Consider the following 12,843-nt stretch of genomic DNA (forward strand, 5'->3'; position numbering starts at 1 on the left):
TTCCCCTGTGGGAGCGAGCCTGCTCGCTCCCACAGGGGATCTGCGCCGGTTTCCAAGCCGTATTGCCGCCCACAAACCCTTCGGGCAAACTGCCCGCCGTTCGATTCCGACCTGGGAAATACTCATGCACGCCATCATGCTCAAAGCCAAGCTGCATCGCGCCGAAGTCACCCACGCTGTACTCGATTACGAAGGCTCCTGCGCCATCGACGGTGAATGGCTGGACCTGTCCGGCATTCGTGAGTACGAACAGATCCAGATCTACAACGTCGACAACGGCGAGCGCTTCACCACCTACGCCATCCGTGGCGAAGAAGGTTCGCGCATGATCTCGGTCAACGGCGCCGCCGCGCACAAGGCCAAGGTTGGCGATCGCGTGATCATCTGCGCTTACGCTCATTACAGCGAAGCCGAACTGCTCAACTTCAAGCCGCGCATGCTCTACATGGCACCGGGCAATGAATTGAGCCACACCAGCAACGCCATTCCGGTCCAAGTCGCCTGATCCGAGTCCTGTCTCTTCCGTTTGTCGGACCGTTCCTAACTTTGGTGTTAAAAAAGTACCGGAAACAGGTCAGACAAAGTCAAGACAGATCATTGCGCGGGGTTTACTGTATCCGCCCTGCGCCATGAAATCGTGTCGACGCAGTTGACCGGAACGCCCACCCACAGCGCTCCGGGATTTTTAGTGTTCAAAAGGCCGTTCAAGTAATAAGGAAACCCGCAGCGATGGCGTATTACCGCACTCCTCACGACGTTACCGCTCTGCCTGCCTGGCAAGCGTTGAATGACCACCGCCAAGCCATGCAGGATTTCAGCATGCGCGAAGCCTTCAATGCCGATCCGCAGCGTTTTACTCAATTCACCCTCAGCAGCTGCGGCCTGTTTCTCGACTATTCGAAAAACCTGATCAACGCCGAGACCCGCAATCTGCTGGTGGGCCTGGCCAACGAAGTCGACCTCAAGGGCGCGATCAAGTCGCTGTTCGACGGCGAAATCGTCAACTCTTCCGAAGGCCGTCCGGCCCTGCACACGGCCCTGCGCCGCCCGGTTGGCGACAAGCTGTCGGTCAATGGCGTCAACGTGATGCCCGAAGTGCACAAGGTGCTGAACCAGATCACCGACCTCGTCGGCCGTATCCACGATGGTTTGTGGCGCGGTTACACCGAGAAGCCGATCACCGACGTGGTGAACATCGGCATCGGTGGCTCCTTCCTCGGCCCTGAGCTGGTGTCCGAAGCGCTGTTGTCCTACGCCCAGAAAGGCGTGCGTTGCCATTACCTGGCGAACATCGACGGCAGCGAGTTCCACGAACTGACCATGAAGCTGCGCGCCGAGACCACGCTGTTCATCGTCTCGTCGAAGTCCTTCAACACCCTTGAAACCCTGAAGAACGCCCAGGCTGCCCGTGCCTGGTATCTGGCCCAGGGTGGTTCGGAAGCAGAGCTGTATCGCCACTTCATCGCGGTATCGAGCAACAACGCCGCCGCGGTAGCGTTCGGCATCCGTGAAGAAAACATCTTCCCGATGTGGGACTGGGTCGGCGGGCGCTACTCGCTGTGGTCGGCCATCGGTTTGCCGATTGCCCTGGCCATCGGCATGTCCAACTTCAAGGAATTGCTGTCCGGTGCCTACACCATGGACCAGCACTTCCAGAGCGCACCGTTCGAACAGAACATGCCGGTGCTGCTGGCCTTGCTCGGCGTGTGGTACGGCAACTTCTGGGGCGCGCAAAGCCACGCGATCCTGCCGTACGATCACTACCTGCGTAACATCACCAAGCACCTGCAACAGCTGGACATGGAATCCAACGGCAAGAGCGTGCGCCAGGACGGCAAGCCAGTGTCCACCGACACCGGGCCGGTGATCTGGGGCGGCGTCGGCTGCAACGGCCAGCATGCCTATCACCAGTTGCTGCATCAGGGCACCCAACTGATCCCGGCCGACTTCATCGTGCCGATCGTCAGCTTCAACCCGGTGTCCGACCACCACCAGTGGCTGTACGCCAACTGCCTGTCGCAGAGCCAGGCGCTGATGCTCGGCAAGACCCTTGGCGAGGCTGAAACCGAGCTGCGCGACAAAGGCATGAGTGAAGCCGAAGTGCACAAACTCGCGCCGCACAAGGTGATCCCGGGCAACCGTCCGAGCAACACCCTGGTGGTCGAACGCATCAGCCCGCGTCGCCTCGGCGCTCTGGTGGCGATGTACGAACACAAAGTCTTCGTGCAAAGCGTGATCTGGGGCATCAATGCCTTCGACCAGTGGGGTGTGGAGCTGGGCAAAGAGCTGGGCAAAGGCGTCTACAACCGCCTGGTCGGCAGCGAAGAAACCCCGGCCGAAGATGCCTCGACCCAAGGGTTGATCAACTACTTCCGTGGTCGTCACCGCGGGTGATTTGAAGCCTGCCCACAGGCTTTGGATCAACCCCAAAGTCTGAGGGTAAAAACAATTCCCTGTGGGAGCGAGCCTGCTCGCGAAAGCGGAGTGTCAGCCAATCCAATGCTGACTGATACACCGCCATCGCGAGCAGGCTCGCTCCCACAGTTGTTTTGTATCTGACTTGAACCCATTGACCTCTCGGCGCATCTTTATCTTTGTCGCAAAACAAGAATAAGGAACCGTCATGTTCGATATCAGCACGTTCCCCAAAGCCGATGCCGTCCGCCGGGCCGCACAATTGAGTCAGGACGACTATCAGCGCCTGTACCGCCAATCCGTCGAACACCCCAGCACTTTCTGGGCCGAACAGGCCACGCGTTTTCTCGACTGGAGTGCGCCCTGGGAAACCGTCCAGCGCTACAACCTGAAGACCGGTGAAGCCAGCTGGTTTGCCGGTGCGCAATTGAACGTCAGCTACAACTGCATCGATCGGCACCTGGAGAAGCGCGGCGATCAGGTCGCCATCATCTGGGAAGGCGACGACCCTGCCGAATCGACATCGATCACCTACAAAAAACTGCATGAAAACGTCTGCCGCCTGGCCAATGTGCTGAAAAGCCGTGGCGTGAAAAAAGGCGACCGCGTGTGCATCTACATGCCGATGATTCCCGAGGCGGCCTACGCCATGCTGGCCTGTACCCGCATCGGCGCGGTGCACTCGGTGGTGTTCGGCGGCTTCTCCCCTGACTCGTTGCGCGACCGTATTCTCGACGCCGACTGCCGCACCGTGATTACCGCGGACGAAGGCGTGCGTGGCGGCAAGGTCGTGCCACTCAAGCAGAACGTCGACAAGGCGCTGCGAAGCTGCCCGGACGTGAGCACCGTGCTGGTGGTCGAGCGCACCAAGGGGCAGGTGAACTGGGTCGAAGGACGGGACATCAAGTATCAGCAGGCCCTGAGCGAAGCCAGCGCCGATTGCCCACCCGAGCCGATGGACGCCGAAGCCCCGCTGTTCATCCTCTACACCTCCGGCAGCACCGGCAAACCCAAAGGCGTGCTGCACACCACCGGCGGCTACCTGCTGCAAGCAGCGATGACCTTCAAGTACGTGCTGGATTACCGCGACGGCGAAGTCTTCTGGTGCACCGCCGATGTCGGCTGGGTCACTGGCCACAGCTACATCGTCTACGGTCCGCTGGCCAACGGCGCGACCACGCTGATCTTCGAAGGCGTGCCGAGCTACCCGAGTACCTCGCGCTTCTGGCAGGTGATCGACAAGCACAAAGTGAACATTTTCTACACCGCCCCGACGGCCCTGCGCGCACTGATGCGCGAAGGCCCGGAACCGTTGAAGCAAACATCCCGCGCCAGCATCAGGCTACTCGGCACGGTCGGTGAGCCAATCAACCCGGAAGCCTGGGAGTGGTACTTCCATGCGGTCGGCGAGGAGCGTTGCCCGATTGTCGATACCTGGTGGCAGACCGAAACCGGCGGCATCATGCTCAGCCCGCTGGTCAGTGCACAGCGGATCAAGCCGGGTTGTGCGACACAACCGATGTTCGGCGTGCAACCGGTATTGCTCGACGAGCAAGGCAGGGAAATCAAAGGTGCCGGCAGCGGCGTACTGGCCATAAAGTCCAGCTGGCCGGCGCAGATCCGCAGCGTTTATCGCGACCCGCAACGTATGGTCGACACCTACTTCAAGCCCTACCCCGGCTACTACTTCACCGGTGACGGCGCGCGGCGCGATGAAGATGGCGACTACTGGATCACCGGGCGCATCGACGATGTGATCAACGTATCCGGCCACCGTATCGGCACCGCCGAAGTGGAAAGCGCCCTGGTGCTGCACGAGTGCATCGCCGAGGCCGCTGCGGTCGGTTACCCCCACGACATCAAGGGCCAGGGCATATACGTTTTCGTCACGCCCATGAACGGCGTCGAAACCAACGATGAACTGAAGAAAGAATTGCTGGCCCTGGTCAGCCAGGAAATCGGCAGTTTCGCCAAGCCGGACTTGATCCAGTGGGCACCAGCCTTGCCGAAAACCCGCTCAGGCAAGATCATGCGGCGCATTCTGCGCAAGATCGCCTGCAACGAACTGGACAGCCTGGGCGACACTTCGACCCTGGCCGATCCAAGCGTGGTACAAGGCTTGATCGATAAACGCCTGAATCAATGACGTACTGTCTTATGTAGGAGCGAGCTCGCTCGCGATGAACTCCGACACGCCGCGTTTATTCAGGAAATACGCGTTATCGTTAACGTCCATCGCGAGCAATCGAGCGTCGACCGGCTGCTCCTACAAATTACAGAGTGACCATGGAATTGATCCGCACCCGCATCGAAACCCAGATCATGAGCCTGACCGGTTTATCCCTGGGTAAACTCGACCTGGAAAACCCCAAGGGCGACCCCGGCCTGTTCGGGCCGGACTCGGTGAGCTGGCAAGTCCATGGCGATTTCAGCAGCATGTTGATCGGTGGCATCAGTGCCCTGATGCTGCAAGCCCTGCATCCTCTGGCATTGGCATTGGCTGGGGTCTGGGACCATTCGAATTTCCGTGAAGACATGCTCGGCCGCTTGCGCCGCACCGGGCAGTTCATCTCCGGCACCACCTTCGGTTCTCGACAGGACGCCGACTGGCTGATCGAAAAAGTCCGCACCATCCATTTGCAGATCACCGGCACGGCACCGGACGGACGTCCCTATGCCGCCAGCGATCCCGAATTGTTGACGTGGGTGCACGTAGCGGAAGTCAGCAACTTCCTCGCCGCACATTTGCGCTATCGCAATCCGCACCTGCCCTCGGTCGATCAGGATCGCTACTACGCTGAAATTGCCCTGGTCGCCGAGCGCCTCGGCGCCAGGGATGTACCACGTTCGCGGCAGGAAATTGCCGACTACCTCGAGCGTATGCGCCCTCAGTTGTTGTGCGACGAACGCAGTCGCGAAGTCCTGCGCCTGTTGCTGAATGCCCCTTCCCCCAGCCGCCTGGCCAAGCCTTTCGGCGGTCTGATGATGCAGGCCGGGATCGATCTGCTGCCGGATTGGGCCAGCGATATGCTCGGTGTCAGCCAGAACCCGCTGCAACGCAAGCTGATCCGCGCCAGCATCAATCGCAGTGCGCCGATGCTGCGCTGGGCGGTGCGTAATGGGTCGGTGCAGCGGGCCAAGCGGCGGATGGGGTTGCTGAGTTAGAAACAGCTGAAAAGCATCGCGAGCAAGCTCGCTCCCACAGGGGACTTTTGTTGATCGAAAATCCCGCGTACGACACGAGTCCGGTGTGGGAGCGAGCCTGCTCGCGAAGGCAGCGCCTCGGTCCCGCACCAAAACTGTTAAACTCCCGCGCCCAAATCCCTCCTGCAAGGCGCCCAGCATGTCTTCCTTGAATCAGGCGCTGCGCGCCGCCCTCGAACGTCGCCAGGACCTGCTCGCCGAACTGCACCAGCAAGGTACCGATTGCTATCGCCTGTTCCACGGCAGCCAGGAAGGCGCCGGGGGCCTGACCATCGACCGCTACGGCCCGCAATTGCTGGTGCAAAGTTTCCACCAGGCGCTGGAGCGCGAAACGCTGCTGCAACTGCACGAAGCGATCAATCAACACCTGGGTTTTAACACCCTGCTGGTCTACAACGACCGCTCCCGTGGCAATTCGCGCATCGACCGCGAAGACAATGTCTACCGCGCCGATGAAGCCGCCCTGCAAGACCTGGTTGGCCACGAATGGGGCCTGAACTATCGGGTACGGGGTCGCCATGCCGGACAAGACCCGTTGCTGTTCCTCGACCTGCGCAACACCCGCGGCTGGGTCAAGGATCACAGCAAAGACAAAAGCGTACTGAACCTGTTCGCCTACACCTGTGGTGTCGGCCTCAGTGCCGCTGCCGGTGGTGCGCGCGAGGTGTGCAACCTGGACTTCGCCGAAGGCAATCTGGCGGTCGGCCGGGAGAACGGCCAGCTCAACCCGCAGTTGCCGACCATGGAATTTATCCAGTCCGACTACTTCCCGGCCATTCGCCAACTGGCCGGCCTGCCGATCAGCCAGCGCCGCGGGCAAAAACTGCCGAGCTATCAGCGCCTGGAACAGCGCCAGTACGATCTGGTGCTGCTGGATCCTCCGGCCTGGGCCAAGAGCGCATTCGGCACCGTCGACCTGCTGCGCGACTACCAGAGCCTGCTCAAACCGGCCCTGCTGACCACCGCCGACAACGGCGTGCTGATCTGCTGCAACAACCTGGCGAAAGTCAGCATGGACGAATGGCGCGAGCAGGTTTTGCGTTGTGCAGAGAAGGCCGGGAGGCCGGTGCGTGAGTGGAGCGTGATGAAACCGGGCGCCGACTTCCCGTCGATGGATCAGCAACCACCGCTGAAAACCCTGATTCTGCAGCTCTGACCATTGTCGGAGAAATCTGAAACTTCCTGATCAGGCCAATCACTTGGGAACCGGAAACGCGTGCCATACTCCAAGGCACTCCGATCCAGACAGATGAAGCCGCACATGTACAAAGGATTGATTCGCGCCATCGGCGCCTTGTTGACTGCTCTGGCCCTCTACAGCTTGCTGGGTTTTCTGATTTTACCAGGTGTCGCATTACGCGTTGCCAACCAGCAACTGGCCAACTACGCCACCACACCGGCCACGATCCAGCGGATCGAATTCAATCCGTTCAGCCTTGAACTGACCCTTTGGGGCTTGAACATCGGCGAGCCCGGCAAGGAGCAGGTCGGTTTCGAACGTCTGTACGCCAATCTGCAACTCGACAGCCTGTGGACCAAGGCGGTGCACCTGTCCGATGTCGAACTGGACAAGCCCAAGACCGAAATCCTGTTCAGCAAGGATGGCAAACTCAATCTGCTGGGGCTGTTCAAACTGCCAGCGAGCGAACCCACACCCGCCGACCCGGATGCCAAGCCGTTTCCGCTGCGCATCGAGCGGATCAAACTGGCCGGCGGCGCCGTACACTTTGAAGATGCCCGGCCCAGCGAGCCCATCGAGTTTCTCTACGACACACTCGATTTCGAGCTGAAAAACCTCAGCACCTTGCCCGATGACAGCGCCGACATGACCTTGGTGGCCGTCGGCCCCAATGGCGGACAGATCGACTGGACCGGCAACTTCAGCCTGATCCCGATCGCCTCCGAAGGTAAGCTGAAAATCACTGATGGCAAGATGAAAGCCTTTTGGCCCTATGTGCGCGACGCTGTGCCACTGGACCTCGAAAACGGCGTCATGAGCATCAGTACCGACTATAAATTCAGCCTGGCCAAGGAAACCGAGCTGCTGCTGAGCAATGTAGCGGTCAACATTGCACCCTTCGCGATCAAGGCCCCGGATGGCCGGCCGCTGGTGAAGCTCGAGCGCCTGGACGTCAGCGAAACCACCGTGGACCTGGCCAAACAGCAAGTGGTGGTCGGCAAGATCCGCAGCCACAAACTGGAAACCTGGGCCGCGCTGGAATCAGACGGCCAACTCGACTGGCAGAAACTGTTCGCCAGCCAACCGTCAAAACCCACTGCCAAAGCCAAGGCGGATGCCGAACCGGCCAGCACTCCGGCGGCGGCAGACTCACCGAAACCTGAACCAGCCGCGCCAGGCAAACCCTGGCAGGTGCTGCTCAAGGACGTACAGTTGCGCGATTACCAGGTGCATCTGGCTGACCGAAAGGCACAGCCTCCCGTCGCCCTGGATCTGGCTCCGCTGAACCTCGACCTGCAAAACTTCGACAGCCTCAACGGTTCACCCTTTACCCTCAAGCTCGATACCGGCGTGGGCAAGCAAGGCAAGATCATGGCCGACGGCGAGGTTAACCTGGCCCCGGTCAGCGCCAGGCTGAAGGTACAGACCAAGGACATCGACCTGCGGGTGGCCCAGTCCTACATCACGCCGTTCATTCGCCTGGAATTGCGCAGCGGCATGCTCGGCAGCGATCTGGCGGTCGATCTGAAAAGCACCGAGCCCCTGGCGTTCAACGTCACAGGCCGCGCCCAGGTCGATCAGTTGCATACCCTGGACACCCTGAAAACCCGCGACTTCCTCAAGTGGCAACAGGTCGTGGTCGAAGGCCTGAACTATCAGCATGGGGACAGCCTGTCGATCGACAAGATCAACCTGTTCCAGCCCTATGCGCGCTTCATGATCAACGATGATCGCACCACCAACATCGATGACCTGCTGATTCCCCAACCGGCGGACTCCGGGGCAAAACCGGCAGCGAGCAAACCGGCCAGCAACGAAAAACCGCTGGGCATCCACATCGGTGGCATTTTCATCAATGACGGTTCGGCCAACTTCGCCGACTTCAGCCTGACCCCGAACTTCGCCACCGCCATCCAGCAACTCAACGGGCAGATCGGCACCATCGACAGCCGCCAGCCGAAACCGGCCAGTGTCGACGTCAAGGGCAAGGTCGATCGCTACGCGCCGGTGACCATCAAGGGCTCGGTCAATCCGTTCGACCCGATGGCCAGCCTCGACATCGCCACCAGCTTCAAACGCGTGGAGCTGACCACGCTGACGCCCTACTCCGGCAAGTTCGCCGGCTACCGTATCCGCAAGGGCCGGCTCAATCTCGACCTGCATTACCAGATCACCAAGGGTCAGCTCAAAGCTGAAAACAAAGTGGTGGTCGAACAACTGCAACTGGGTGAAAAAGTCGACAGCCCGGATGCCGTGAGCCTGCCGCTGAAACTGGCCATTGCCTTGCTCAAGGATGTCGACGGCAAGATCTCCATCGAACTGCCGGTCACCGGCGACCTTAACAACCCTCAGTTCAGCGTCATGCCGATTATCTGGCAGACCCTGCGCAACCTGATCGTCAAAGCCGCGGCGGCGCCGTTCAAGCTCATTGGCGGGCTGGTCAACGGTGGCGGCTCGGAAGACCTGGGCAGCGTTTCATTCGCAGCCGGTTCCAGTGAATTGGGCAAGGATGCCGAAGGCGCCCTGGACAAACTGTCCAAGGCGCTCAAGGAACGCCCGGCCCTGCGCCTGGAAATCGAAGGCACCGCCGCCCAGAGCAGCGATGGCCCGCTGATCGCCGAACAACGCCTGGAGCGTGAGTACCAGTACAACTATTACAAAATGCTCCAGCGCCGCGGTGACAAGGTCCCGGCCCAGGCTTCGTTGCTGGAAGTGCCGGATGGGGAAAAAGGCCCGCTGCTCGAAGGTATCTACCGCACCCGCCTGAAAACCCAGCCCCCTGCCGAATGGAAGGACTTGGGCAAGGAAGAGCGCACTGCGAAAATGCGTGCCGAGGTAATCAAGTTCTGGAGCTCCAGCGACGTGCTGTTGCGTCAACTGGGCCAGGAACGCGCCAGCAGCATCAAGGATTACCTGGTCGACAAGGCCCAGCTGGAAGATGACCGGGTGTACTTCATCGACGCCAATCTGGGTGAGGCGCAAAGTGACGGCCGCGTGGTGACCCCGATGCATCTGGATGCCGAGTGATGATGCGGCGGCAGCTGGCAGGCCTGATCCTGGCGCTCTCCGCCAGTCAGGCCTGGGGGGCCGATACCCTGCGCTGTGGCAGCCAATTGATCAGCGTCGGCGATCGCTCGAGTGAGGTCCTGCAGAAATGCGGTGAACCGGTCAGTCGCGACTTGCTGGGGTACAAACGCAGTGCAGATCGGCGTGAGGAATTTCAGGTCGAGGAATGGACCTACGGACCGAATGGCGGGATGTATCAATACTTGCGGTTCGAAGGTAATCGGCTGAAACAGATCACCAGTAAACGCGGCAATTAATTAGCACTATCCAATGTGGGAGCAAGCCCGCATATTGGGTTTTCAGCGCTACACATAGAACAGGCCCCGGCAAAAGTGCGCGGGGCCTGTAGTGGCCAACATCCTTTGGCCGTTCGCATGAACACTCAGGTTGCAACAGACGCATGACTCTGCCCGTCTGTCGCACCCTCTCCCGGTCCAGGCGAGAAACCTTGCCTTACTCGGCTTTCAGGCCGTCAGCGGAGACCGCCTTGACGCCTTTGATTTTCTTGGTGATGGCTACAGCCATTTCTTTTTGCGAATCGGTCACGGCGGTGGTCGACGACAGCGATACCACGCCTTTGTTGGTTTCAACCTTGATGTCGGTACCTGGAATGCCTTTTTCGGTCATCAGGTCGGCTTTGACTTTAGTGGTGATCCAGGTATCGGAAGTAGCTTCTGTAGCCTTGGTCATTTCACCCGCCGCCAGGGTCATCGGAGCCTGGGTGGCTTGAGTGGTCTGGGCGAATGCCGCGTTTGCCATGGTCAGGGTCAGCGCAGTGGCAGTAGCGGCAGCGATAGCGAACTTCTTCATACGAGTAACTCCTGTTTTTCTGAAAAGTCTGCCGGGTGTCTTTTCGGCAGGGTTACCAGGGATATTGCGAACGCTGTGCCAACTTTTAAAAAGAGTTAAAAATCTTATTAATCAATGAGTTACAAAATCAGCCAACTTTCGGAATCATGCAAAATGCACGATAAGCACAAACACTGCATGCAAGTTGCGGTTTTATGGAAAGTTCCTAAGATGCTGAATTTCTGAGCTTTATCTGCAGCATTTGACGACGGGTCGACAAACAGGAAAATCCCCGCAAAAGCGGGGACTTGATTCAGCACTTCATGCCGCAGAACCGGAACACCCTTTAGGCAAGTAGTCCTGGGATACGCTGCTTTTACATGACCAGCCTTTGGTTTCGTCCCGTGTCAGGGTGACGGTTTTACCTTGGACCACCCCCGGGGCATTCTGCAACGTACAAACGATTGATCCCGCTCCCGCCTGCGTTGTAGCCGTCACAGACAGGGCGCAGTGGTTGGTCGATGTCGCGCCGGCGGGCGCCACGTTGGCAATTGTCGGGGTTTCCCCCTGGTTGATCACATCCTCGAACGGCACTTTCATTGCAGTCAGTTCGGCCAGCGCCGCCGTGACCTTGGCCCGAGCCTGGTACTTGGAATACATCGGCAGGCCCAGTGTTGCCAGGATCCCGATGATCGCCACCACGACGAGCAACTCGATCAGGGTAAAACCTTTTTGATTGTTCATGTACAAGCTCCATGCATGAGTCGAAGGCTCATGACCTGCCCCATGGCAGCACAGCCTGTGCCAATGCCAGAAGCCCCTGTTGGCAGGGGGCGTGGTGGCCGAAAAGCGCTTACCTACTACCAGGATCAGCACTATCTGACGTTTTTTGTCACCTCACCCTTGCGGGTTTGGCCTCGTCCTTTGACTAGGCTATAAGAGCAATTCAATCGGAATACCCAGGACTGAACATGGCGGTCAAGGCAGCGAAAATCAGCGTGTATGCATGGGAAGGCATCGACCGCAAAGGCACAAAAGTGACCGGCGAACTCAGCGCTCAAAACCCGGCGCTGATCAAGGCGAAACTGCGCAAGCAAGGCATCAGTCCCGGCAAGGTTCGCAAAAAAAACCATTCGGTTTTCAGCATGGGCAAGCGCATCAAGGCCCAGGACATTGCCCTGTTCACCCGGCAAATGGCGACGATGATGAAGGCCGGCGTGCCGTTGTTGCAGTCCTTCGAGATCATCGGCGAGGGCTTCGACAATCCGGCCATGCGCAAGCTGGTGGACGAACTGAAACAGGAAGTTGCGGCAGGCAGCAGCTTCGCCGCCGCCCTGCGCAAGAAGCCCCGGTATTTCGATGAGCTGTATTGCAACCTGGTGGATGCTGGCGAGCAGGCCGGTGCCCTCGACACCCTTTTGGAGCGGGTCGCTACCTACAAGGAAAAAAGCGAAAGCCTCAAGGCCAGGATCAGGAAAGCCATGACCTACCCGCTGGTGGTGGTGTTCGTCGCGGCGATAGTCACCGGGATTCTGCTGGTCAATGTCGTGCCGCAGTTCGAGTCGGTGTTCAAAGGCTTTGGCGCCGAACTGCCGGCCTTCACCGTGATGGTCATTGGCCTGTCGCAATTCATGCAGGCCTGGTGGTGGGTGGTCCTTGGCGCACTGATCACCATGGCCTTCGGCGTGCGCCACGCCCTCAGGACATCCCCGACCTTTCGCGACCGGATGGACACCTGGCTGCTGAAACTGCCGCTGGTGGGCACCCTGATGCACAAGTCCGCCGTGGCCCGGTTCGCCCGTACACTGTCGACCACTTTCGCAGCCGGCGTGCCGCTGGTCGAGGCCCTGGAATCAGTGGCCGGTGCGACCGGCAATGTCGTGTTCAAGCGCGCGGTATTGCGCATTCGGCAGGACATCTCGACCGGCATGCAATTGAATTTCGCCATGCGCACCTGCGGCGTCTTTCCGAACATGGCGATACAAATGACTGCCATCGGCGAAGAGTCTGGCACCCTGGACGCTATGCTCGACAAAGTCGCGGGGTTCTACGAAGACAACGTCGATAACATGGTCGATAACCTCACCAGCCTGATGGAGCCGTTCATCATGGTGGTGCTGGGTGTTATCGTCGGTGGATTGGTAGTTGCCATGTACCTGCCCATCTTCCAACTTGGCTCAGCGATCTGA

At 59.5% G+C, this 12,843-nt stretch carries 10 protein-coding genes; 8 read left to right on the top strand and 2 right to left on the bottom strand.

Annotated features, from left to right (window positions below):
* Window positions 1-124 precede the first annotated feature (124 nt).
* The 7 genes from panD to AC3ITY_RS28285 all read left to right on the top strand — a co-directional run bounded on the left by panD (window position 125) and on the right by AC3ITY_RS28285 (window position 10,122).
* Window positions 125-505, top strand: a complete 381-nt coding sequence (panD, locus tag AC3ITY_RS28255; protein WP_003228271.1) for an aspartate 1-decarboxylase — start codon at window positions 125-127, stop codon at window positions 503-505.
* 224 nt (window positions 506-729) lie between these two features.
* On the top strand, window positions 730-2,394 hold the full coding sequence (pgi, locus tag AC3ITY_RS28260; protein ID WP_223454858.1) for a glucose-6-phosphate isomerase: 1,665 nt from the start codon (window positions 730-732) through the stop codon (window positions 2,392-2,394).
* 229 nt (window positions 2,395-2,623) lie between these two features.
* Window positions 2,624-4,561: an acetate--CoA ligase gene (gene acs, locus AC3ITY_RS28265; protein ID WP_489306226.1), complete on the top strand. Its 1,938-nt coding sequence runs from the start codon at window positions 2,624-2,626 to the stop codon at window positions 4,559-4,561.
* A 140-nt stretch (window positions 4,562-4,701) separates the two neighbouring features.
* Window positions 4,702-5,580 carry an oxygenase MpaB family protein gene (locus AC3ITY_RS28270; RefSeq protein ID WP_489306227.1) on the top strand — a complete coding sequence of 293 codons (879 nt, stop codon included), beginning with the start codon at window positions 4,702-4,704 and terminating at the stop codon, window positions 5,578-5,580.
* 178 nt (window positions 5,581-5,758) lie between these two features.
* Window positions 5,759-6,775 (top strand): class I SAM-dependent rRNA methyltransferase, encoded by a 1,017-nt coding sequence (locus AC3ITY_RS28275; protein WP_489306228.1) that lies wholly within the window; start codon window positions 5,759-5,761, stop codon window positions 6,773-6,775.
* 93 nt (window positions 6,776-6,868) lie between these two features.
* Window positions 6,869-9,826: a DUF748 domain-containing protein gene (locus tag AC3ITY_RS28280; protein WP_489306229.1), complete on the top strand. Its 2,958-nt coding sequence runs from the start codon at window positions 6,869-6,871 to the stop codon at window positions 9,824-9,826.
* Window positions 9,826-10,122, top strand: a complete 297-nt coding sequence (locus AC3ITY_RS28285; protein WP_489306231.1) for a DUF2845 domain-containing protein — start codon at window positions 9,826-9,828, stop codon at window positions 10,120-10,122. Before AC3ITY_RS28280 ends, AC3ITY_RS28285 begins: the two co-directional genes overlap by 1 nt.
* 196 nt (window positions 10,123-10,318) lie before the next feature.
* Here the strand turns inward: AC3ITY_RS28285 and AC3ITY_RS28290 are convergent, their stop codons facing one another.
* Together AC3ITY_RS28290 and AC3ITY_RS28295 are read right to left on the bottom strand one after the other, a co-directional pair.
* Window positions 10,319-10,675, bottom strand: a complete 357-nt coding sequence (locus tag AC3ITY_RS28290; protein ID WP_223454848.1) for a BON domain-containing protein — start codon at window positions 10,673-10,675, stop codon at window positions 10,319-10,321.
* Between the two features lie 300 nt (window positions 10,676-10,975).
* Window positions 10,976-11,398: a pilin gene (locus AC3ITY_RS28295; RefSeq protein WP_223454846.1), complete on the bottom strand. Its 423-nt coding sequence runs from the start codon at window positions 11,396-11,398 to the stop codon at window positions 10,976-10,978.
* A 227-nt stretch (window positions 11,399-11,625) separates the two neighbouring features.
* Between AC3ITY_RS28295 and AC3ITY_RS28300 the strand changes: the two genes are divergently transcribed.
* Window positions 11,626-12,843: a type II secretion system F family protein gene (locus tag AC3ITY_RS28300; protein ID WP_489306232.1), complete on the top strand. Its 1,218-nt coding sequence runs from the start codon at window positions 11,626-11,628 to the stop codon at window positions 12,841-12,843.

The organism is Pseudomonas sp. GL_091 (assembly GCF_057837725.1).